Origin of the sequence: Enterobacter sp. CPE_E863 (genome assembly GCF_046521465.1) — a bacterium.
GTDB lineage: Bacteria > Pseudomonadota > Gammaproteobacteria > Enterobacterales > Enterobacteriaceae > Enterobacter > Enterobacter adelaidei.
Genome location: NZ_JBKFZX010000001.1, coordinates 2,351,377 through 2,373,045, shown reverse-complemented (window position 1 = coordinate 2,373,045; position 21,669 = coordinate 2,351,377). Strand labels below are relative to the sequence as shown.

The window sequence follows — 21,669 nt, the reverse complement described above, 5'->3', positions numbered from 1 at the left end:
CATATGCCTCGCGTTTTGCATTAATCGACCAGGTGATATTTCTCTGAAAGCGTATGCGCCAGGTATTTAAACATGTTAAACACGGCGGTGCTTTTCGGGGTCGGTAACCCCTGTTCGTCAAGGAAGTATTCGCCACTGAAAATCAGCACGCCATTGCGCTGCTCCACACCAGTGGCTTCAATGCCCGCCAGCGTATCTTCATGGTCACGGATAAGCTTGTTTGCTTCGATAAGCAGAGAGGCTCGGTCAATAGGTTGGGTCGTATTCTGCATAATCCACTCCTTAAACAGTGACAATAGTCTACGCCGAGGGCGCTTTGGGGGCAAATTTTCCCTGTAATCTGAGGGGATAAGGAGCAGGGGCCTGGCTGGCGGGATTTGCTTTTGCATGCTAATAAAGTTGCGTAACGAATTTTATCAGGTAGAGTGTGCGCTTTCGTCATTCTGGCAACAGAATTGCTTGACATTCGACCGGGAATTCGTCACGAATTATACGAAATGTGAGAAAAATACCCGATAACTCAATCACCTGGGCGTGTTTCTTTGACGTCCGGTAAGACAAAGGGGTTGATATCTCCTGACGCGGCCGCAATATCATTGGCTCGCCGTCAGCGGAAGGGAAATCAACGTGCGGCGTATTCCTGGAAGAATTAAATTAGGTAAAGGTGAATATGGGTAAAGCTCTCGTCATCGTTGAGTCCCCGGCAAAAGCCAAAACGATCAATAAGTATCTGGGTAATGACTACGTGGTTAAGTCCAGCGTGGGTCATATCCGCGATTTGCCGACCAGTGGCTCAGCCAGCAAAAAGAGCGCAGACTCTACCTCCACCAAAGGGGCCAAAAAGCCTAAAAAGGATGAACGTAGCGCGCTTGTCAACCGCATGGGTGTTAACCCATGGCATAACTGGGATGCACAATATGAAGTGTTGCCCGGGAAAGAAAAAGTCGTTAACGAGCTGAAGCAGCTTGCTGAAAAAGCAGACCACATCTATCTCGCAACCGACCTTGACCGCGAAGGGGAAGCCATTGCGTGGCACCTGCGGGAAGTGATCGGTGGTGATGACAAACGCTACAGCCGTGTAGTGTTTAACGAAATTACGAAGAATGCGATTCGTCAGGCGTTTGAGAAGCCGGGCGAGCTGAATATCGACCGTGTAAACGCACAGCAGGCACGCCGTTTTATGGACCGTGTTGTGGGCTACATGGTTTCTCCACTGCTGTGGAAGAAGATTGCCCGTGGTCTGTCAGCAGGTCGTGTGCAATCTGTCGCTGTACGTCTTGTCGTTGAGCGTGAACGCGAAATTAAAGCCTTCGTACCGGAAGAATTCTGGGAAGTTGACGCCAATGTGACGACGCCAGGTGGTGATGCTCTGCCGCTGCAGGTGAGCCATCAAAACGACAAACCGTTCCGCCCTGAAAACCGTGACCAGACCATGGCCGCCGTGGCGCTGCTGGAAAAAGCTCGCTACCAGGTGCTGGAACGTGAAGATAAACCAACCAGCAGTAAGCCTGGGGCGCCGTTTATCACCTCTACACTGCAACAGGCCGCAAGTACGCGTCTGGGCTATGGCGTGAAGAAAACCATGATGATGGCCCAGCGCCTGTATGAAGCGGGTTACATCACTTATATGCGTACCGACTCAACCAACCTGAGCCAGGACGCGGTTAACATGGTGCGCGGCTACATCAGTGACAATTTCGGTAAGAAATACCTGCCGGAAAGTGCCAATCAGTTCGCCAGCAAAGAGAACTCTCAGGAAGCGCACGAAGCGATCCGTCCTTCTGACGTCTCTGTGTTAGCCGAGTCGTTGAAAGACATGGAAGCCGACGCGCAGAAGCTTTATCAGCTGATCTGGCGCCAGTTCGTAGCGTGTCAGATGACGCCAGCGCAGTACGACTCCACCACGCTGACTGTCGGCGCAGGTGATTTCCGACTGAAGGCGCGTGGCCGCATCCTGCGCTTCGATGGCTGGACGAAAGTCATGCCAGCGTTGCGTAAAGGTGATGAAGATCGCACGTTGCCGGCGGTTAACAAAGGTGACGAGCTGTCTCTGGTCGAATTGATCCCGGCTCAGCACTTTACCAAGCCGCCTGCGCGCTTCAGCGAAGCCTCCCTGGTGAAAGAGCTGGAAAAACGCGGTATTGGTCGTCCGTCGACCTACGCGTCAATCATCTCGACCATTCAGGACCGTGGCTACGTACGCGTTGAAAACCGTCGTTTCTATGCGGAGAAAATGGGTGAAATCGTGACTGACCGTCTGGAAGCCAACTTCCGCGAGTTGATGAATTACGATTTCACCGCGCAGATGGAAGACAGCCTCGACCAGGTTGCCAGCCATCAGGCGGAATGGAAAAAGGTACTCGACAGCTTCTTCAGCGACTTTACCGGTCAGCTTGAAAAAGCGGAGAAAGATCCTGAAGAAGGCGGCATGTTGCCTAACCAGATGGTACTGACCAGCATCGACTGCCCAACCTGTGGCCGTAAGATGGGGATCCGTACTGCAACAACGGGCGTATTCCTGGGATGCTCCGGTTATGCGCTGTCGCCAAAAGAGCGCTGCAAAACCACCATTAACCTGGTTCCTGAGAACGAAGTTCTTAACGTGCTGGAAGGTGATGACGCAGAAACCAACGCCCTGCGCGCCAAACGCCGTTGTAAAAAATGCGGCACGGCAATGGACAGCTACCTGATCGATCCAAAACGTAAACTGCACGTGTGCGGTAATAACCCAACGTGTGACGGGTACGAGATCGAAGAGGGTGAATTCCGCATCAAAGGCTATGACGGTCCGATTGTGGAGTGCGAGAAGTGTGGTTCTGAAATGCACCTGAAAATGGGGCGTTTCGGTAAGTACATGGCGTGTACTAACGACGAGTGTAAAAACACGCGCAAAATTCTGCGTAACGGTGAGGTGGCGCCGCCGAAGGAAGATCCTGTTCCGCTGCCTGAGTTGCCGTGTGAGAAATCAGACGCGTACTTCGTGTTGCGTGACGGCGCCGCAGGTGTCTTCCTTGCCGCCAACACCTTCCCGAAATCGCGTGAAACGCGCGCACCGTTGGTGGAAGAGCTGCATCGTTTCCGCGATCGTCTGCCTGAGAAACTGCGCTATCTGGCCGATGCGCCACAGCAGGATCCGGAAGGCAACAAAACCGTGGTGCGTTTTAGCCGTAAAACTAAGCAGCAGTACGTTGCGGCAGAGAAAGAGGGTAAAGCGACCGGATGGTCAGCCTTCTTTGTCGATGGCAAATGGGTTGAAGGCAAGAAATAATCTTCCCTAACCGTAACTTACCTGTAAAAGGGCCGGATTTCCGGCCCTTTTTTATTACCTTGTTATTATTTTTTGTTCCGTACTATACAGTCAGGCTATAAATGATATAGTGGTTATAGTTAATCTGTTTTTTATTATTAAATCGTCTTAAGCGATTGACCGCATGCGCTAAATCGGATGGTCTGGCATGAAATTACAGCAGCTTCGTTATATCGTTGAGGTGGTGAATCACAACCTTAACGTCTCGTCTACCGCTGAGGGGCTTTATACCTCGCAACCTGGCATCAGCAAACAAGTGCGTATGCTGGAGGACGAATTAGGTATCCAGATTTTCGCCCGCAGCGGCAAACATCTCACGCAGGTAACGCCAGCAGGACAGGAAATCATCCGCATTGCGCGGGAAGTCCTCTCTAAAGTCGACGCGATTAAGTCTGTGGCGGGGGAGCATACCTGGCCGGATAAAGGCTCGCTGTATATTGCCACGACGCATACCCAGGCGCGTTATGCCTTGCCAGGTGTTATTAAGGGCTTTATTGAGCGTTATCCACGCGTCTCTTTGCATATGCATCAGGGGTCACCGACGCAAATTGCTGAAGCGGTGTCGAAGGGAAACGCGGATTTTGCCATCGCGACGGAAGCACTTCACCTGTATGACGATCTGGTTATGCTCCCGTGCTACCACTGGAACCGTTCGATTGTGGTGACTCCCGATCACCCGTTGGCGGGTAAAGGGTCGGTGACTATTGAAGAGCTGGCGCAATATCCTTTAGTGACCTATACATTCGGCTTCACCGGACGGTCAGAACTTGATACAGCCTTTAACCGCGCAGGATTAACGCCGCGTATTGTCTTTACCGCCACCGATGCTGACGTTATTAAGACCTATGTACGGCTTGGCCTTGGGGTGGGTGTCATTGCCAGCATGGCGGTTGATCCGGTTTCAGACCCCGATCTGGTGCGCCTTGATGCGCACGATATTTTCAGCCACAGCACAACGAAAATTGGATTCCGTCGCAGTACCTTCCTGCGTAGCTATATGTATGATTTTATTCAGCGCTTTGCCCCGCATTTAACACGTGACGTGGTTGATACTGCCGTCGCATTACGCTCGAATGAAGATATTGAAGAGATGTTTAAAGACATCAAACTCCCGGCAAAATAATCACTCCCGGTATCTTTCCATCAGGGAAAGATACCGAAATAACGTCTCAAAGCTAAATTAGAATTATCATCATCTACGCTTCCCCTGCCATATAATGTCATTACCCATTTTATCTGCAGGGTTATAATGTCGTGAATTGGCGACAAAAGTAGAAACTAATTTGACGCTTCGCAAATATTTCTTTTCAGTTATTTATTTCTGGTCAAAAGATTGAATATTTCATACCTCCCAATGCATAAATTCACTGGCTTTTCGGCTAAAGTTTCTTTAGGATTTATCTCAACAGATGATTAATTGTACCAATTGTTTGGTCCTAAATGATAAGCGATGTCGATTGTATGAGGTTAGCAATGCCTTCTGGAAGTGAAGAACCGCAAAGGGATCCTGCGCTTAAGCGTAAAGCTTGGCTGGCGGTCTTTCTCGTCTCCGCCTCCTTTTGGGCGGTGGTTGCTCTCCTGGCCTGGAAATATTGGGGTTAACTATGGCACTGACGGTACGAACAGAGACGGTAAAACAGATGCGTCAGCATCGTGACAATGGTCACAAGGTGCGGAAAGCCCCTGCGAATACTGTGCCTGCATCCTGGAAACTGACGCCGCAGCAGCAAGCTTTTATTGATGTGTTCGCGGAAGACGAACCCAAAAAACAATAATTTAGTTGATTGCGTAATGATGCAAATAGTCTGAATAGTGACTCCGCATTTTTGTACTCTTTAATAAATACACATCAGCAATATAGAACTGAGGGCGACCTCGGAAACGTTTATAAATAATGCCTGGTGTCCCTATGATGAATAACACGACGTCTCATAAATACTGGTCATGGATCGGCGTTTTTACCGTGTCGATTCTGTTCTGGAGCCAGCTCATCTGGCTGGCCTTCCGTTAAATTGTAAAACCTCGCTGCGGCGGGGTTTTTTGTTTTCACCTTCTGAACACATCTGAATTTATCAATTTGGGTTGTTATCAAAACGTTACAGCGTCTTTGTGTTATCTTTAATTACGGCCCTGATGATTGTCAGGACATCTCTGTAATTAAGGAGGAGCTTATGTCGTTAACCCTACGCGAAGCCAGTAAGGACACATTACAGGCAGAAAATAAAACCTGGCATTACTACAGCCTGCCGCTGGCTGCCAGGACGCTTGGGGACATTTCGCGTTTACCCAAGTCCTTGAAAGTTTTGCTGGAAAATCTCTTACGCTGGCAGGATGGTGATTCTGTCACCCTCGAAGATATCCAGGCGCTGGCAGGGTGGTTGAAGCATGCCCACGCCGACAGAGAAATCGCTTATCGCCCGGCCCGGGTCCTGATGCAGGACTTCACCGGTGTTCCCGCAGTGGTTGATTTAGCCGCTATGCGCGAGGCCGTTAAACGCCTCGGCGGGGATACCGCAAAAGTGAATCCGCTTTCCCCTGTGGACCTCGTCATTGACCACTCCGTAACCGTCGACCGCTTTGGTGATGACGACGCCTTTGGTGAAAACGTACGTCTGGAGATGGAGCGCAACCACGAGCGCTATGTCTTCCTGAAGTGGGGACAACAGGCATTCAGCCGGTTTAGCGTCGTGCCACCAGGCACCGGAATTTGCCATCAGGTTAACCTTGAGTACCTGGGTAAAGCCGTCTGGAGTGAACTGCAGGATAAAGAGTGGGTGGCTTATCCGGACACGCTGGTGGGAACGGATTCACATACCACCATGATCAACGGTCTTGGCGTACTGGGTTGGGGGGTTGGTGGTATCGAAGCCGAAGCCGCGATGCTCGGACAACCGGTATCCATGCTCATCCCGGATGTGGTGGGCTTCAAGCTCACCGGCAAACTGTCAGAGGGCATAACAGCTACCGATCTGGTACTCACCGTCACCCAGATGCTGCGTAAGCATGGTGTGGTAGGTAAATTTGTTGAATTCTATGGTTATGGGCTGGATTCGCTGCCGCTGGCTGACCGCGCCACCATTGCCAATATGTCTCCGGAATATGGCGCAACCTGCGGCTTTTTCCCCATCGATGATGTGACGCTGGAATACATGCGGCTTAGCGGTCGCAGCGAAGAGCAGGTCGCGCTGGTGGAAGCCTATACCAAAGCGCAGGGCATGTGGCGCAACCCGGGCGATGAACCGGTCTTCACCAGCACGCTTGAGCTCGATATGGGCAGCGTTGAGGCGAGCCTTGCCGGGCCGAAACGCCCTCAGGATCGGGTCGCGTTGACTGACGTGCCCAAAGCGTTTGCCGCCAGCAATGCACTGGAAGTGAACGTGGCGCAAAAAGATCATCGCCCGATCGACTATGTCCTGAACGGGCATCAGTATCAGCTCCCGGATGGCGCGGTGGTTATTGCAGCCATTACTTCCTGTACCAATACCTCAAACCCCAGCGTATTGATGGCAGCAGGTCTACTGGCCAAAAAAGCGGTTGAGCTTGGGCTAAAACCTCAGCCGTGGGTCAAGGCTTCGCTGGCACCGGGCTCCAAAGTCGTATCGGATTACCTGGCCCAGGCCAAACTGACACCGTATCTCGACGAACTGGGCTTTAACCTGGTGGGTTACGGTTGCACCACTTGCATCGGTAACTCTGGCCCACTTCCTGAGCCGATTGAAACGGCGATCAAACAGGGTGATCTGACGGTAGGCGCAGTCCTTTCCGGCAACCGAAATTTTGAAGGGCGCATTCATCCGCTAGTGAAAACCAACTGGCTCGCCTCGCCTCCGCTGGTGGTGGCATATGCTCTGGCAGGAAATATGAATATCAACCTGGTGACCGACCCTATTGGTCACGATCGCAAGAATGACCCGGTCTACCTGAAAGATATCTGGCCGTCTTCGCGTGAGATCGCGCTGGCCGTTGAAAAAGTGTCAACCGAGATGTTCCGCAAAGAGTATGCGGAAGTCTTTGAAGGTACGCCGGAATGGAAAGCCATCAACGTCGCAGGGTCGGATACCTATGACTGGCAGGATGATTCGACCTATATTCGCCTGTCGCCGTTCTTCGATGAAATGCAGGCTGAACCTGCGCCGCTTAAAGATATCCACGGCGCGCGCATTCTGGCGATGCTGGGAGATTCTGTCACTACGGACCATATCTCTCCGGCAGGGAGCATCAAAGCCGACAGCCCGGCAGGCCGTTATTTGCAAAGCCGGGGTGTCGAACGCCGTGATTTTAACTCCTACGGGTCGCGTCGCGGTAACCATGAAGTCATGATGCGCGGCACGTTTGCCAATATTCGCATTCGTAACGAGATGGTTCCGGGCGTGGAAGGGGGCATGACGCGCCATCTGCCAGGTACGGAAGTCGTTTCGATTTATGATGCGGCTGTCAAATATCAACAGGAAGGTACACCGCTGGCGGTGATCGCCGGGAAAGAGTACGGTTCTGGCTCAAGCCGTGACTGGGCAGCGAAAGGTCCGCGTCTGCTTGGTGTTCGTGTGGTCATTGCCGAATCGTTCGAACGAATTCACCGCTCGAATCTTATTGGGATGGGGATCCTACCGCTTGAGTTTCCGCAGGGCGTCACGCGTAAAACGCTGGGTCTGAGCGGAGAGGAGCAGATTGACATTAGTGGTCTGCAAAATTTACAGCCTGGTAAAACGGTGCCAGTGAAATTAACGCGGGCAGACGGAAAAACCGAGGTACTGGAGTGCCGGTGTCGTATTGATACGGCAACAGAGCTGACCTATTACCAGAACGACGGTATTTTACATTACGTGATTCGTAAGATGCTGGATTGACGAAACCAGCCCGGCACATGCGCCGGGCTTTTTGCTCTTACTCTTTCAGCAGGTGGCCCATTTTTGCGGCTTTGGTATCAAGATAGTGGGCATTTTTAGGATTGCGGCCCACAATCAGCGGTACACGCTCAACAATATTGATCCCTGCCTCGGTCAGAATTTCCACTTTTTTCGGGTTATTGGTCAACAGACGAACTTCATCTACACCCAAAAGCTTGAACATATCGGCGCACAGGGTGAAGTCACGTTCATCGGCGGCAAAGCCGAGCTGGTGGTTCGCTTCCACCGTATCGTAGCCCTGGTCCTGCAGCGCGTAGGCGCGGATTTTATTCAGCAGACCAATGTTACGGCCTTCCTGACGGTGATAGAGCAGAACCCCACGGCCTTCCTCTGCGATGTGAGTCAGCGCTGCTTCCAGTTGGAAACCGCAATCACAGCGCAGGCTGAACAATGCATCACCCGTCAGACACTCCGAATGTACGCGGGACAGAACCGGCGTCTGCCCTGAAATGTCGCCGTACACCAGCGCGACATGATCCTGTCCGGTTGCCAGTTCTTCAAATCCCACCATCAGGAAATCGCCCCATGGGGTTGGCAGTTTGGCTTCTGCCACACGTTTAAGCTGCATGTGATTCTCCAGAGTAGGCTGACACGTGTCGTGCCTTTCGCCTGTTTTGCTTTCTGTATCAGTTCATTTTGCCACAAGCTCAGCATGTTCACCTAATGGGCACCATGCTATATGAACGTTAAACGCACGATCCGACATATCCACGTATCGAATAAATTTCAGTTATGATTGTGACGCTTAGCAAAAAAGGAGAAGACATGCTTTCAATCGCCAGACGTACGGCAGCAGGTGCGGCCATTTTACTGATTATGCCTCTGGCCGTATGGGTTTCGGGCTGGATGTGGCAGCCCGGGCAGAATGCGGCATGGCTGAAAACGTTATATTGGATAACGGAAACCGTCACCCAGCCGTGGGGAATTATTACCCATGTCCTTCTCTGCGCGTGGTTTCTGTGGTGTCTGCGTTTTCGACTGCGGGCGGCGCTAATGCTTTTTGCGATCCTCGGTGCTGCCATTTTGATTGGTCAGGGCGTGAAATCCTGGGTTAAAGATCGCGTTCAGGAGCCACGGCCTTTTGTCGTCTGGCTGGAAAAAACTCACCATATTCCTGTGGATGAATTCTACAATTTAAAACGTAAAGATCGTGGAGCACTGGTGAAAGAACAGCTTGCTGAACAGCAGGATATTCCGAAGTTTTTGCGTAAACACTGGCAAAAAGAGACGGGGTTCGCGTTTCCTTCTGGCCACACCATGTTTGCGGCCAGTTGGGCGTTACTGGGCGTTGGATTACTCTGGCCGAGACGACGAACCGTGACTATCGTGATTTTACTGGCCTGGGCGACAGGAGTGATGGGCAGCCGCCTATTGCTGGGGATGCATTGGCCGCAGGACCTGGCGGTCGCTACGCTGATCTCATGGCTGCTGGTCACGCTGGCGACCTGGCTTGCCGAACGACTCTGCGGTCCGTTAACGCCACCGCTCGAAGAGAAAGAAGAAATTGCCGAAAGGGAGCAAAGTGACGGTTGACGGTTGATAATCCGTCTTTCGCCCATAAATCCATAGCTGGCGCGTTACTTTTTCCGTTTCGCGCCCGTCACTAAAATGGTAGTTTATAAGACTGATTGCGGTGAATTGAACACACTTTATTCGCTTGAACCACATAACGGGAAGTAATGTGAAATATTTACTCATTTTCTTACTGGTATTGGCGATTTTTGTCATTTCAGTCACATTGGGTGCACAAAACGACCAACAGGTGACGTTTAACTATCTGCTGGCGCAGGGCGAGTACCGGGTATCGAGCCTGCTGGCGGTCTTATTTGCTGCGGGCTTTGCCATTGGCTGGCTGGTTTGTGGTCTTTTCTGGTTGAAAGTCCGTGTTTCTCTTGCGCGCGCTGAACGTAAAATTAAACGCCTCGAAAATAACATTGCGCCTGCGTCCGACATTCCGGAAAGCTCTGGTGTGCCGGTCGTGAAGGAATAATCGACTATGCTGGAGTTGTTGTTTCTGCTTTTGCCTGTAGCCGCAGCCTATGGCTGGTATATGGGCCGCAGAAGTGCGCAACAAACAAAGCAGGATGAGGCCAACCGACTCTCCCGTGACTACGTTGCGGGGGTTAACTTCCTGCTGAGTAATCAGCAGGACAAAGCGGTAGACCTGTTCCTCGATATGCTTAAAGAGGATACGGGAACCGTTGAAGCGCATCTCACCCTGGGGAACCTGTTCCGCTCACGCGGCGAGGTTGACCGCGCAATTCGTATCCACCAGACCCTGATGGAAAGTGCCTCCCTGACCTACGACCAGCGACTCCTTGCGGTACAACAGCTGGGGCGGGATTATATGGCCGCAGGGCTGTACGATCGTGCTGAAGATATGTTCTCGCAGCTGGTGGATGAAACTGATTTCCGTATCGGCGCACTACAGCAACTGCTGCAGATTTATCAGGCCACCAGCGACTGGCAAAAAGCTATCGATACCGCGGAACGTCTGGTTAAGCTGGGTAAAGATAAACAGCGCGTAGAGATAGCGCATTTCTACTGCGAATTAGCCCTTCAGCAGATGGGCAGCGACGACATGGACAAAGCCATGGCGTTGTTGAAGAAAGGCGCAGCCGCCGATCGTAATAGCGCGCGTATTTCGATCATGATGGGGCGCGTCTTTATGGCGAATGGCGATTACGCCAAAGCCGTTGAAAGCTTGCTGCGTGTTATCGACCAGGACAAAGAGCTGGTCAGTGAAACGCTGGAGATGCTGCAAACCTGCTATCAACAGTTGGGTAAGCAGGAAGAGTGGGTGGCGTTCCTGCGTCGTTGTGTGGAAGAGAATACCGGTGCGACCGCAGAGCTGATGCTTTCAGACGTGGTTGAGAAGTATGAGGGGAGCGACACCGCGCAGGTTTATATTACGCGTCAGCTGCAGCGTCATCCGACCATGCGGGTATTCCATAAGCTGATGGATTACCACCTGAATGATGCTGAAGAGGGGCGTGCTAAAGAGAGCCTGATGGTGCTGCGCGACATGGTAGGCGAGCAGGTGCGCAGCAAGCCGCGCTATCGTTGCCAGAAGTGCGGGTTTACGGCGTATACTCTCTACTGGCACTGTCCTTCATGCCGTGCATGGTCCACCATCAAGCCAATTCGTGGCCTCGACGGGCAGTAATTTTTTAAAATACTGCATTTTAGTTACAACATACTGAAGCGGTTTACTGCTTCCTGAACTCCATGCGGTTTGCCAGCCTGGCAGGAAAACAAATGGATTCTGTCAATTTGCGGCGGCGGCAGGTAGAATGCTCGCCGTTTATCTGTTCCGCGCCGCTGCGCGCCCATAGACGAAAAGGGCTGGTCATGACGTCTGTTACTTCCTCCACTTCCCGCGTAATTACGGATTCTCCTGTTGTTGTTGCGCTTGATTACAATAAGCGCGACGCAGCTCTGGCCTTTGTCGACGGTATCGATCCTCGCGACTGCCGTCTGAAAGTTGGCAAAGAGATGTTCACGCTGTTTGGGCCGCAAATCGTACGCGATCTGCAACAGCGCGGCTTTGACGTTTTCCTCGACCTTAAATTCCATGATATTCCAAATACCACGGCGCACGCTGTTGCTGCAGCCGCGGAGCTGGGGGTATGGATGGTTAACGTTCATGCGTCGGGTGGAGCAAGAATGATGACGGCCGCCCGCGAAGCGCTTCTGCCGTTCGGTAAAGATGCGCCTCTGCTGATTGCGGTCACCGTGCTGACCAGTATGGACGAAAGTGATTTACGCGACCTGGGTGTGACGTTGTCACCTGCGGAACATGCTGAGCGCCTCGCACGTCTGACACAAAATTGCGGTCTTGATGGTGTTGTCTGTTCGGCTCAGGAAGCGGTGCGTTTCAAATCAGTCCTGGGGCAGGATTTTAAACTTGTTACCCCGGGGATCCGCCCCGCAGGCAGCGACGTGGGCGATCAGCGCCGTATAATGACACCTGAACAGGCACTGGCTGCAGGTGTTGATTACATGGTCATCGGACGTCCGGTGACGCAGTCTGCGAACCCGGCAGAGACCCTTAAGGCTATCAACGCGTCGCTGAAAAAGGGGGCGTAATGACAGATTCCAACAGCCGTCTTGTTTACTCTACCGAAAGCGGACGGATAGACGAACCGAAAACGAAAGCGGAACGTCCGAAGGGGGACGGTATTGTTCGGATCCAGCGTCAGACCAGCGGGCGAAAAGGAAAGGGGGTATGCCTTATCTCCGGAATCGATCTGGATGATGCGGAACTGGCAAAGTTGGCGGCTGAACTGAAAAAGAAATGTGGCTGCGGTGGTGCCGTGAAAGACGGCATAATCGAAATTCAGGGTGATAAACGCGATTTAATTAAATCGCTGCTCGAAGCCAAAGGCATGAAAGTTAAGCTGGCGGGTGGCTAACAGAAATAAGCCACGACAAATGCCGTGGCTTGTTTTATATACGTGCGTAAGTCAGACCTGAAATGCGTTCTAAATAGCGTAATATCGGGGATGGCTTATCGAATTATTATTTACCAACCTGGTGACCGATAATACCACCGACAGCCGCCCCACCTAATGTCCCCAGCGTACTACCATCTGTTAATACTGCACCACCGAGAGCACCGGCACCGGCACCAATAGCGGTGTTGCGGTCACGTTTAGACCAGTTAGAGCAAGCGCTCAGGGACATTGCTACAGTGATTGCCAGAACAGCGGCGGCTACTTTTTTGCTGGTTAAGGTCATAATACTTTCTCCTGAATTATCGATTCACGGAAAGATGTACACATTAAGTATAGACGAATCGAATACTTAATTCTGTTCTCCGCGAAAGCTGGTCGCGCAGGCGTTACGTAATCACGCAGGTGATAGTCACTTCCTGTTATATCGCTAACATTAATTTTACGACTTTAGGCCAGCTTAAACAGGTAAAAACTCTTAAAGGGAGGTTAGGAATCATCTCAGAGAATGGGCTGCGTGTGCGCCCGAAAGCCGGGCGCATAATGTGCTCAGGCGGGGGTTTTAATAATATTGACGATGAGTCCGTCATCTTCCAGTTTATTACGGTGCGCGTCGCTCAAACGTTCATCGGTAATGACGCGGCTAAAGCGAGAAATTGGCCCCATTGTATAAGGGTGAACAGCGCCAAATTTAGAGCTATCCGTAAGCACAATGGCTTCACACTCTTTCTCGAGTACAGCATTGACTACGTCAGAACGCATCATATCCCGACCGGTGAAACCTGTCTCCGGTTGCCAGCCGTCGATCCCGATAAACGCCTTGCTGAAATGAACCTGCTGGACATACTGGCGTGTCAGAGGACCTACCATACTTTCACTTTTTTTCTGGTAAATTCCCCCCAGCAAAATCACTTCACAGCGTGTTTCTTTGAGTAAATGCGCGATATAGCTGCTGACCGTGATGATGGTAACGTCTTTTTGATCGGCAAGCGTACGCGCCAGAAGGGCATTGCTGCTGCCGTTTTCAATAAAAACGGTCTCATCATTGTTCACTAAAGACGCGGCAAATTCTGCCAGTTCACGTTTAAGCGCGTAGTTATTCATCATTCGCGTTTCAACGTCTTCGCTGTCGAGTGGGACAGCATATCCATGCGCACGACGGAGGTAGCTCTGTTTTTCCAGCAGATTGAGATCCTGACGGATGGTGACTTCAGAAACACCCGTGGTTTTAGCAAGATCGACCACGCTTACGCGCCCCTGATCGATGACCATCTGCAAAATGATTTGTTGTCGGGAATTCATAGCATCCATTTAATAAAGCGAAACGAGGTCGGGAACGCTGGGGTTAAACTTCCCACGGCGCCTTTGGCTGACGGTTTTCTGGCGCATTGTCGGCACCATTCTGAGCAAGAAGTTCAGACTTCAGGATCTCAAGATTACGGATCGCAGAGTGATAATCGCCCGCCACCAGGATATCCAGCACGGTATCAATACGTTGTGCTACAGCTTGTGCATCAATAGTAGACATAATCTCACCCCAGGAGCGAAAAGTTAATATTTTCAATGATGCAGAAAATAGGATCAAAAGAGAAGGGAAAAAATGCAATAACTAAATTACATAAACAACAGTGATAAATTTATTCCCTCTCATGCAGTGGGCTTAATGAGTGGATTAGTCTAAAACTGCGCGCAAGGCGCTTTTTTATAAGAGGAATTAGACTATGACAGTTATCAATCAGCCTACATGCACACTGTTTACCGATTCTAAACGTTTCACGCAGTTATCAGGGTATTACGAGGCGGAGCGCCGTACAGTCTGGATGATGCTGCAGGCCCAGCCGCGTCCTTGCTTCAATCATGCGCTAATTGAGGAGATCATGAACCTCTCATGGTTGGTGCGTCAGTCTGGTTTTGAGGTCGATTTTTGGGTAACCGGATCGCTGGTTCCTGAAATGTACAATACAGGAGGTGATTTACAGTTCTTCGTCGAGTGCATTCAGAACGGACGTCGAGAAGCGTTACGGGCATATGCACGTGCATGCGTTGATTGCGTTCATGCGGCATCACGCGGGTTTGATACGGGGGCTATCACGCTGGCAATGGTAGAAGGCAGTGCATTAGGTGGCGGGTTTGAGGCCGCTCTGGCGCACCATTTCGTAATGGCTCAGCGCGATGCCCGTTTAGGTTTCCCCGAGATTGCCTTCAACCTGTTCCCGGGCATGGGGGGATATTCACTTGTTGCACGTCGCTCCGGTATGAAACTGGCAGAGGAACTCATCTATAAAGGGGAATCGCATACGGCAGAATGGTACGAACAGCACGGGCTGGTGGATGTGCTGTTTGAACCTGGACAAAGCTACGTCTCTGTCAGGACATTTATCGACACGCTGCGGCCAAAATTGAACGGTATAAGATCAATGTTACGTGCCCGTACACGCGTTCTGCAATTGCCCCGCAGCGAGCTGATGGACATTACAGAAGACTGGGTTGATGCCGCATTCTGCCTCGAGCCAAAAGATATCGCCTATATGGAGCGTCTGGTTATGCTGCAAAACCGCCATCATGCGGCGGGTTTACGCAAAGCCAGTTAACGCTGATTTCGCGATTGATATCGTTTTAGCCATCGCTCGAATACGGCAGCGGGCATCGGCTTAGCAAAAAGAAAACCCTGCCGTTCGTTGACGCCATTCTTAGTCAGAAAGGCGTCTTCTTTTGCACTTTCCACGCCTTCCGCAATCACCTGCAGATTTAACGCCTGCGCCACCGCAACAATGGCGCGAACCAGGGACTGGGAGATGGATTGCTTATGAATATCCCTGACAAAAGATTGATCGAGTTTAATGGCATCGATCGGGAATCGGGCCAGTTGCGAGAGCGAAGAGTAGCCCGTGCCAAAATCATCCAGATGAATTTGCGCCCCTAACTTGCTGAACTGCTGGATTACTGAAAGCGCCAGCTCTTCGTTCTCGATAAGACAGCTTTCGGTTAACTCAACGTCCACAGGGCAGTATTCAAAGTTCAGATCTTTGAGCGCCTGTTTTAAATCACTGAAAATAGTCTGATCGGCCAGCTGGCGCGCAGAGACGTTCACGGCCACGCGCAGATTAATCCCCTTGTCGCGCCATTTAGCGATCTGGCGAACCACGTCCAGCATCACCCAGCGACCTAAGGGCACAATCAAACCCGACTCTTCGGCATAAGAGATAAATTCCAGCGGAGGGATCAAACCGCGTTCTGGTGACTGCCAGCGGACCAGCGCTTCAAGACTACGGACTTCCCCACGCCAGGTTATTTTGGGCTGGTAGTGGATCAGCAACTGATCGTTATCAAGCGCTTTACGCAGGTTGGTGTCTAGCCAGAGATATTCAAACACGCGCTGGTTCATCTCAGGTGAGAAGACACAAAACTTACCCCGTCCGTTCTCTTTGGCGGTGTACATCGCAGTATCGGCATTGCGAATGACGCTTTCCCGGTCAATGCCATGCTGTGGTGCGAGCGCGATACCCAGAGAACAACCGGTGTAAATTTCAATCAGACCAATTCTGAACGGCTGGCGCAGACGGGTTAAAATGCGCGACGCCATTGCCTCCAGAGAACCCTGCGAGGTATTTGTGGCCATGACAATAAACTCATCACCGCCGAGTCGAGCCAGTATCTGGCCCTCATCAAGACAACTCAAAATAGCGAGGGCGACAGCCTGTAGCAGCTGGTCGCCAAACATATGCCCGTAGGCATCGTTGACCTTTTTGAAGTTATCGAGATCGAGATAGACCACGCCAACCTGCGTTTCGCCACGGCTGTCGATGGCATCTGAAATCAGTTCGTGGATCGCATTGCGGTTTGGCAACCCGGTGATGGTGTCGGTATTGGCCAGCACGCGCAGCCGCTCCTGAGCACGGCGTTCCTCTGTAATATCGGTACCGGAACAGATAAGGAAAATTTCATTTTTACCGCTGCCGCTGTGAACAAATTTGTTTCTGAACAGAAACAATCTTTGTCCTTTTCGCGTTTTGATCCAGCGTTCGACTTCATACGAACTGCCGTTACGAAAGAAACCGGTAATATTGCGCTTTGAGGCCGCTGCTTCGCTGCGGCTCATAAAGAGCTTAAACACGTTCTGGCCAATGACTTCCTGTTCTTTCAGGCCGGTGTACTCTTCACTTAGTCGGTTAAAACGCTGGATATTGCCGTTATGATCGAGAATAACAATGACGGAGTTGGCCTCTGAGACTACCTGCTCCGCAAATGAGAGGCCCTGAGCCAGATCGCGGGCCACGGAGGGGGTATCATTCCAGGAGGACGCGGTGCCAGCCCACTCATTGCGGGTTATTTTGCGTCCGACAAGATGGACAGGGACATTTTCCCCGTACAAAGAGAGCGTCATTGAAATGCTGGAGGTAATAACAGTTAGGTCAGCCTGTTCGTCGTCCAGCGACACCACCTGAGTCACGTCGGCATTTTCACTTGCGGCAAGATGCAGAGCGTTGCTGTCAGCTGATAATCGCCACCATGGGCTGTGAGTGCCCATGTAACGAAACAGCAAATTCTGCTCCAGATCGTCCATCATGTATTCTCCCGCAGCTGCTCATTAGCGCACAAATTATTCATTTGCTGTCGACTTTTCCGTTGTGAAACAGCGGCAAAACCGAAGTGAACTTATTGTTTTTTCCCTGAATTCTTATAATAAAACGAGTCACGCTAAAAAGGATACGTAGCGTATAAAAATTCACGTAACCGAATATAACAACACTCTTTTACTGTAGATAATTATGGTGAGTTTGGGCGGAGGGAGATTGAAAATAGTAAGAAAAAGTGATGATTTTGTGGTGAAAGATAAAAGTAAAATGTCGGCCTTTCCTGCAAAGAAAGGACCGACATTTTAACAGTCTATCAGGCGACAGGGCGCGCGATAATGCTCCGGGTTTCCATGCGAACTTCAGCGATGTTTACGTCAATCACATCTGTGACTTTGTAAACCGTTTCACCTTTAATTTGCACAGTCCCATTTTCCTGACTACAGACCATTTCGTCACGGACAGTGTGCAGGAACGGAGCAGGGATAAAGGCGACAGCACCGTTATCCACCAGACGGACGCGCATACCGCCACGGCTAATATCAATGATCTCCGCAGCAAAGCGGGTATCTGTACCGGTTTTGTCCTTCAGGAAACGCGCGTACAGCCAGTCCCCAACGTCACGTTCTGCCATCCGGTTCAGACGACGACGATCGGCCATCTGCTGGGTGGTATCGTCCTGAGGACGTGCAATCGTTTCGCCTTTGATAATCGCTTTCAGCAGGCGGTGGTTAACCATATCGCCATACTTACGGATCGGGGATGTCCAGGTCGCATAGGCTTCCAGACCCAGGCCAAAGTGCGGGCCTGGCTCTGTGCTGATTTCCGCGAAGGACTGGAAGCGACGAATGCGGCTATCCAGGAAACCAGAAGGCTGTGCGTCAAGCTCGCGACGAAGCTTGCAGAAGCCCGGCAGCGTCAGTACTTCTTCTGGATCAACATGCACATCGTGATTTTTCAGCAAGGCTGCCAGCGCTTCGGTATTGGCCGGATCAAATCCAGTGTGGACGTTGTAAATGCCAAAGCCCAGTTTGTCTCGCAGCACGCGAGCGGCGCAAATGTTGGCAGAAATCATCGCTTCTTCAACAATGCGGTTGGCAATGCGTCGTGGCTCGGCCACGATATCCAGCACTTCGCCTTTTTCACCCAGAACAAAGCAGTAATCCGGACGGTCTTTGAACACCAGCGCATGGGTTTTACGCCACTCGCCGCGGTTCAGACAGATACGGTGCAGCAGACGAATCTGAGCGGCAATGGCGTCTGATTCCGGTTTCCAGCTGCCGGTGTTCTCCAGCCAGTCGGAAACATTGTCATAAGCCAGCTTGGCTTTTGATTCAATGGTCGCGGCGAAGAACTCAATATCATCTTCAATCGTGCCATCTGCAGCGATGGTCATGCGGCAGGCAAGTACCGGACGCACTTCATGTGGACGCAATGAACAGAGGTCGTCAGACAGCTCGCGTGGCAGCATCGGAATGTTAAAGCCCGGCAGGTAGTTGGTGAATGCGCGGGTTTTCGCCGTATCGTCCAGCTTGCTGCCTTCAGCTATCCACGCGGTTGGGTCCGCAATGGCGACAGTCAAATGCAGTTTGCCATCGGCACTCTCTTCAGCGTAGAGGGCATCATCCATATCTTCTGTACTGGCGCTGTCAATGGTGACAAATTCCAGGGCAGTGAGATCGCGACGAACCAGGCCTTCATCCTGCATCTCAGTTGCAACGCCATTCGGCGCCTCTTTTTCAAGATTATGGCGTGCAAGCGTCACCCACCACGGCACGAAATGGTCGTCGCCAAAGGTGATGAACTGGGTCAATTCAGCATAAAAACCGCGATCGCCTTTCAGAGGATGACGGCGCATTTCTGCTACTGCCCAGTCACCTTCTTTAAAATCATGCTCAACGCCACGGGCGGCGCGGCAGGGAATAGCATCTTTCAGCAGGGGATGATCCGGCACGATAGAAAGACGATCGTCTTTTCTCTGCACCTTGCCCACAAAACGGGTCAGGAACGGTTCGATCAGTTCTTCCGGCTCGGCGGACTCACGATCCTTCTCGGTATGAATGACGGCCATGACGCGATCGCCATGCATCACTTTTTTCATCTGCGGTGGCGGAATGAAATAGCTTTTCTGCGCGTCAACTTCAAGGAAGCCAAAACCCTTTTCTGTGGCTTTTACGACCCCTTCTGCACGCGGCGTTTGGGAATGCAGTTGCTGTTTAAGCTGCGCTAGCAGCGGGTTGTCCTGAAACATAATGTTCTATTTTCGTAGCCATTGAGCGGCTGACAGTTTTACGCGATTCTCACTGTATCAGCAAGCGCTCTTTGGGTAATTAGTATGGTTATTCCTCTTTACCAAACGCGACGTTCAGGCGATTGAGCCAGCCATCAAATGCGCTTTGGCTTAGCAGTTCGATCGCGTGTACGGCAGGGAGTCCTGCATCCATGAGCGGGGTAAACTGTGCGGCGCTGAAGCGGTCAGGAGAGCGTGTCAGCAGTTCTGTTGCTGCCGAAAGTGCGGGAGAGGTAAGAGAAATCTCTTCGCGAATATTAATCAGGATTTCTCCCGTCAGGTCGAGTAGCGTCGGTTCATGGCAAAGAACCGGCGTCAGCGCTTCAAGCGCGGGTTCCGACTGCCAGCGGGAGAGAGATTCAAGCTGATGTGCACTTGCATAGCGCAGTTCGACGACGGGTAAAAGCGGTACCCACGCGTCATGGGGCGTGGGCAGGGTGTGCGGCTGAATATGATGGCCCGGCAACCAGCGAACAGGATGTCCCAGCAGAGCCTGAAACACCGCGACTACGCGAGCCTGAAAACCAATAAAGCCGATAATCTGGTTAATCACCACAATGTCGTAGGTTGACAGGCCCACCTCATCAAGCTGGTTCCGGGCTTTATCATCAATGACATCAGGAGAGCTGGCGAGCTGGCGGGCATACTGGGTGATTTGCGCCAGACGTCGGTTGCTTTCACGCGAGGAGTCCGGGCCGGGAAGCGGGGCGAGGAGGGCGGCGTAGTGGTTACACAGCCGCTGAACGCCGCAGGCCTGCGCAACGGTTAACGCGGTACTGAGCCGATCGTAAGCGCTGAGCGTTTGCAGGCGATTCACGGGAACTGAGAGCGGAAACAGCAGTTGGCATAAGGCTCTGGCAGGAGTAAGCCAGCCTGTACAGGCGGCGACAATCTCATCAGGCAGGGCTAAATCGAGCAAAAAACGATCGTCGACGTTAGCGGCTTCGGGCACCAGGGGCAGAACATCCGTTTGCGCGTGGTTGGACTGGGTTTCGTGGTACCAGTGGCCTTTGCCGGAAAAACGGCGTTGTTCCATGTGCGTTCCTTGATCTCAAAATGGCGATCAATATCCTGGCGTAAGGCTGATAAAGGGAAAAATATTGTTAGGTGATAACAAATAGCAGAACGGAATAACGAAGGGGTGGTGCGGAGGGAAAAACTCTCTTCCCGTGCGGGAAGAGAGTCACAGCTTATTTAATTTCCAGCTCGTTCATTGCAGCGATGTTGAAGCCACCGTCAACGTGAACCACTTCGCCGGAGATACCAGCGGAAAGGTCAGAGCACAGGAATGCTGCAGAGTTACCCACATCTTCAATGGTAACGGTACGACGAATCGGGGTAACCGCTTCGCAGTGTGCCAGCATTTTACGGAAATCTTTAATACCGGAAGCTGCCAGGGTGCGGATAGGACCTGCAGAGATGGCGTTAACGCGCACGCCTTCAGGACCCATTGCGTTCGCCATATAGCGTACGTTGGCTTCCAGAGAGGCTTTCGCCAGACCCATGACGTTGTAGTTAGGGATAGCACGTTCAGCGCCCAGGTAGGACAGGGTCAGCAGAGCTGCGCCCGGGTTCAGCATCGCGCGGCAGGATTTCGCCATCGCAACGAAGCTGTAGGAGCTGATGTCGTGAGCGATTTTGAAGCCATCACGGGTAACCGCGTTCACGTAGTCGCCGTCCAGCTGGTCGCCAGGAGCGAAGCCAATGGAGTGAACGAAACCGTCGAATTTCGGCCATGCTTTTGCCAGTTCAGCAAACATGCCGTCGATGCTTTCGTCTTGTGCAACGTCACATTCCAGAACAATGCTGGAACCCAGCTGCGCGGCAAACTCTTCAACACGGCCTTTCAGCTTGTCGTTCTGGTAGGTGAACGCCAGCTCAGCGCCTTCGCGATGCATTGCCTGAGCGATGCCGTATGCGATGGACAGTTTGCTGGCAACGCCAGTCACCAGAATGCGCTTACCGGAAAGAAAACCCATAGCTTTAATCCTTATATTCATTGCTTATTTTGCCTTGTAATTCATAGTGTTACAGGCAGTATTTCAAAATCATTCGAAATTAGCTCGAAATTATAGCCCACTCACAGCCCCTTGTGTCACGATATTTCTCGCACTTCTCCGAAGACGCATGCCCCGAA

Annotated in this window: 21 protein-coding genes; 12 read left to right on the top strand and 9 right to left on the bottom strand. The window is 51.7% G+C overall.

What is annotated here, in order from left to right; genetic code table 11:
• Positions 1–20: 20 nt before the first annotated feature.
• Positions 21–272 carry a YciN family protein gene (locus ACLHV8_RS11665; protein ID WP_023312072.1) on the bottom strand — a complete coding sequence of 84 codons (252 nt, stop codon included), beginning with the start codon at positions 270–272 and terminating at the stop codon, positions 21–23.
• A 398-nt stretch (positions 273–670) separates the two neighbouring features.
• Here ACLHV8_RS11665 and topA point away from each other — a divergent pair, with 398 nt between their 5' ends.
• The 6 genes from topA to acnA all read left to right on the top strand — a co-directional run bounded on the left by topA (position 671) and on the right by acnA (position 8,154).
• Entirely contained in the window at positions 671–3,268 is a 2,598-nt protein-coding gene (topA, locus tag ACLHV8_RS11660; RefSeq protein ID WP_114977042.1) for a type I DNA topoisomerase, read from the top strand.
• A gap of 187 nt (positions 3,269–3,455) precedes the next feature.
• On the top strand, positions 3,456–4,430 hold the full coding sequence (gene cysB, locus ACLHV8_RS11655) for an HTH-type transcriptional regulator CysB (protein WP_006175683.1): 975 nt from the start codon (positions 3,456–3,458) through the stop codon (positions 4,428–4,430).
• Between the two features lie 338 nt (positions 4,431–4,768).
• Positions 4,769–4,909, top strand: a complete 141-nt coding sequence (locus tag ACLHV8_RS11650) for a YmiA family putative membrane protein (protein ID WP_218064857.1) — start codon at positions 4,769–4,771, stop codon at positions 4,907–4,909.
• A 2-nt stretch (positions 4,910–4,911) separates the two neighbouring features.
• Positions 4,912–5,082 (top strand): hypothetical protein, encoded by a 171-nt coding sequence (locus tag ACLHV8_RS11645; RefSeq protein ID WP_032666965.1) that lies wholly within the window; start codon positions 4,912–4,914, stop codon positions 5,080–5,082.
• Between the two features lie 137 nt (positions 5,083–5,219).
• Positions 5,220–5,318: a small membrane protein YmiC gene (gene ymiC, locus ACLHV8_RS11640; protein WP_049006961.1), complete on the top strand. Its 99-nt coding sequence runs from the start codon at positions 5,220–5,222 to the stop codon at positions 5,316–5,318.
• Positions 5,319–5,478: 160 nt separating this feature from the next.
• The gene (acnA, locus tag ACLHV8_RS11635) at positions 5,479–8,154 is read left to right on the top strand and encodes an aconitate hydratase AcnA (protein ID WP_208595095.1); all 2,676 of its coding nucleotides are present in this window, start codon (positions 5,479–5,481) and stop codon (positions 8,152–8,154) included.
• A gap of 37 nt (positions 8,155–8,191) precedes the next feature.
• Here acnA and ribA read toward each other — a convergent pair whose 3' ends face one another.
• Positions 8,192–8,782, bottom strand: coding sequence for a GTP cyclohydrolase II (gene ribA, locus ACLHV8_RS11630; RefSeq protein ID WP_028013401.1), 591 nt, complete (start codon positions 8,780–8,782; stop codon positions 8,192–8,194).
• 197 nt (positions 8,783–8,979) lie between these two features.
• On the opposite strand from ribA, the gene pgpB reads away from it, so the two are divergent.
• From pgpB to yciH, 5 genes are all read left to right on the top strand, one after another.
• A complete protein-coding gene (gene pgpB, locus ACLHV8_RS11625) occupies positions 8,980–9,747 on the top strand; it encodes a phosphatidylglycerophosphatase B (RefSeq protein ID WP_028018802.1) in 768 nt (255 codons plus the stop codon).
• Between the two features lie 148 nt (positions 9,748–9,895).
• Entirely contained in the window at positions 9,896–10,204 is a 309-nt protein-coding gene (locus ACLHV8_RS11620; RefSeq protein ID WP_023312067.1) for a LapA family protein, read from the top strand.
• 6 nt (positions 10,205–10,210) lie between these two features.
• Positions 10,211–11,380 (top strand): lipopolysaccharide assembly protein LapB, encoded by a 1,170-nt coding sequence (lapB, locus tag ACLHV8_RS11615; protein WP_028018803.1) that lies wholly within the window; start codon positions 10,211–10,213, stop codon positions 11,378–11,380.
• A 185-nt stretch (positions 11,381–11,565) separates the two neighbouring features.
• Entirely contained in the window at positions 11,566–12,303 is a 738-nt protein-coding gene (gene pyrF / locus ACLHV8_RS11610; protein WP_028018804.1) for an orotidine-5'-phosphate decarboxylase, read from the top strand.
• The gene (gene yciH / locus ACLHV8_RS11605) at positions 12,303–12,629 is read left to right on the top strand and encodes a stress response translation initiation inhibitor YciH (RefSeq protein ID WP_028018805.1); all 327 of its coding nucleotides are present in this window, start codon (positions 12,303–12,305) and stop codon (positions 12,627–12,629) included. Before pyrF ends, yciH begins: the two co-directional genes overlap by 1 nt.
• 106 nt (positions 12,630–12,735) lie before the next feature.
• On the opposite strand, the gene osmB is transcribed toward yciH, so the two are convergent.
• The 3 genes from osmB to ACLHV8_RS11590 all read right to left on the bottom strand — a co-directional run bounded on the left by osmB (position 12,736) and on the right by ACLHV8_RS11590 (position 14,196).
• Positions 12,736–12,954, bottom strand: coding sequence for an osmotically-inducible lipoprotein OsmB (osmB, locus tag ACLHV8_RS11600; RefSeq protein WP_028018806.1), 219 nt, complete (start codon positions 12,952–12,954; stop codon positions 12,736–12,738).
• A 263-nt stretch (positions 12,955–13,217) separates the two neighbouring features.
• A complete protein-coding gene (locus ACLHV8_RS11595; RefSeq protein ID WP_208595094.1) occupies positions 13,218–13,970 on the bottom strand; it encodes a DNA-binding transcriptional regulator YciT in 753 nt (250 codons plus the stop codon).
• Between the two features lie 43 nt (positions 13,971–14,013).
• Positions 14,014–14,196, bottom strand: coding sequence for a hypothetical protein (locus tag ACLHV8_RS11590; RefSeq protein WP_024907126.1), 183 nt, complete (start codon positions 14,194–14,196; stop codon positions 14,014–14,016).
• Positions 14,197–14,389: 193 nt separating this feature from the next.
• Here ACLHV8_RS11590 and ACLHV8_RS11585 point away from each other — a divergent pair, with 193 nt between their 5' ends.
• Positions 14,390–15,259 carry a crotonase/enoyl-CoA hydratase family protein gene (locus ACLHV8_RS11585; RefSeq protein ID WP_129323453.1) on the top strand — a complete coding sequence of 290 codons (870 nt, stop codon included), beginning with the start codon at positions 14,390–14,392 and terminating at the stop codon, positions 15,257–15,259.
• Here the strand turns inward: ACLHV8_RS11585 and pdeR are convergent.
• The 4 genes from pdeR to fabI all read right to left on the bottom strand — a co-directional run bounded on the left by pdeR (position 15,256) and on the right by fabI (position 21,511).
• Positions 15,256–17,235 carry a cyclic di-GMP phosphodiesterase gene (gene pdeR, locus ACLHV8_RS11580; RefSeq protein WP_208595093.1) on the bottom strand — a complete coding sequence of 660 codons (1,980 nt, stop codon included), beginning with the start codon at positions 17,233–17,235 and terminating at the stop codon, positions 15,256–15,258. The two genes, ACLHV8_RS11585 and pdeR, sit on opposite strands and share 4 nt — an antisense overlap.
• 323 nt (positions 17,236–17,558) lie before the next feature.
• Complete coding sequence (locus ACLHV8_RS11575; protein WP_208595092.1) at positions 17,559–19,493, bottom strand: exoribonuclease II; 1,935 nt, start codon at positions 19,491–19,493, stop codon at positions 17,559–17,561.
• Positions 19,494–19,581: 88 nt separating this feature from the next.
• Positions 19,582–20,568, bottom strand: a complete 987-nt coding sequence (locus ACLHV8_RS11570) for a carboxymuconolactone decarboxylase family protein (RefSeq protein WP_028018811.1) — start codon at positions 20,566–20,568, stop codon at positions 19,582–19,584.
• Between the two features lie 154 nt (positions 20,569–20,722).
• The gene (gene fabI, locus ACLHV8_RS11565) at positions 20,723–21,511 is read right to left on the bottom strand and encodes an enoyl-ACP reductase FabI (RefSeq protein WP_003856831.1); all 789 of its coding nucleotides are present in this window, start codon (positions 21,509–21,511) and stop codon (positions 20,723–20,725) included.
• Positions 21,512–21,669: the final 158 nt, after the last annotated feature.

Coding starts and splice junctions, on each gene's coding strand:
- ACLHV8_RS11645 (WP_032666965.1), top strand. CDS start 4,912: ATGGCACTGACGGTACGAACAGAGACGGTAAAACAGATGCGTCAGCAT.
- pdeR (WP_208595093.1), bottom strand. CDS start 17,235: ATGATGGACGATCTGGAGCAGAATTTGCTGTTTCGTTACATGGGCACT.
- ymiC (WP_049006961.1), top strand. CDS start 5,220: ATGAATAACACGACGTCTCATAAATACTGGTCATGGATCGGCGTTTTT.
- ACLHV8_RS11570 (WP_028018811.1), bottom strand. CDS start 20,568: ATGGAACAACGCCGTTTTTCCGGCAAAGGCCACTGGTACCACGAAACC.
- acnA (WP_208595095.1), top strand. CDS start 5,479: ATGTCGTTAACCCTACGCGAAGCCAGTAAGGACACATTACAGGCAGAA.
- ACLHV8_RS11595 (WP_208595094.1), bottom strand. CDS start 13,970: ATGAATTCCCGACAACAAATCATTTTGCAGATGGTCATCGATCAGGGG.
- ACLHV8_RS11585 (WP_129323453.1), top strand. CDS start 14,390: ATGACAGTTATCAATCAGCCTACATGCACACTGTTTACCGATTCTAAA.
- ACLHV8_RS11575 (WP_208595092.1), bottom strand. CDS start 19,493: ATGTTTCAGGACAACCCGCTGCTAGCGCAGCTTAAACAGCAACTGCAT.
- pgpB (WP_028018802.1), top strand. CDS start 8,980: ATGCTTTCAATCGCCAGACGTACGGCAGCAGGTGCGGCCATTTTACTG.
- ACLHV8_RS11590 (WP_024907126.1), bottom strand. CDS start 14,196: ATGTCTACTATTGATGCACAAGCTGTAGCACAACGTATTGATACCGTG.
- ACLHV8_RS11650 (WP_218064857.1), top strand. CDS start 4,769: ATGAGGTTAGCAATGCCTTCTGGAAGTGAAGAACCGCAAAGGGATCCT.
- ACLHV8_RS11665 (WP_023312072.1), bottom strand. CDS start 272: ATGCAGAATACGACCCAACCTATTGACCGAGCCTCTCTGCTTATCGAA.
- cysB (WP_006175683.1), top strand. CDS start 3,456: ATGAAATTACAGCAGCTTCGTTATATCGTTGAGGTGGTGAATCACAAC.
- yciH (WP_028018805.1), top strand. CDS start 12,303: ATGACAGATTCCAACAGCCGTCTTGTTTACTCTACCGAAAGCGGACGG.
- topA (WP_114977042.1), top strand. CDS start 671: ATGGGTAAAGCTCTCGTCATCGTTGAGTCCCCGGCAAAAGCCAAAACG.
- ribA (WP_028013401.1), bottom strand. CDS start 8,782: ATGCAGCTTAAACGTGTGGCAGAAGCCAAACTGCCAACCCCATGGGGC.
- osmB (WP_028018806.1), bottom strand. CDS start 12,954: ATGACCTTAACCAGCAAAAAAGTAGCCGCCGCTGTTCTGGCAATCACT.
- pyrF (WP_028018804.1), top strand. CDS start 11,566: ATGACGTCTGTTACTTCCTCCACTTCCCGCGTAATTACGGATTCTCCT.
- lapB (WP_028018803.1), top strand. CDS start 10,211: ATGCTGGAGTTGTTGTTTCTGCTTTTGCCTGTAGCCGCAGCCTATGGC.
- fabI (WP_003856831.1), bottom strand. CDS start 21,511: ATGGGTTTTCTTTCCGGTAAGCGCATTCTGGTGACTGGCGTTGCCAGC.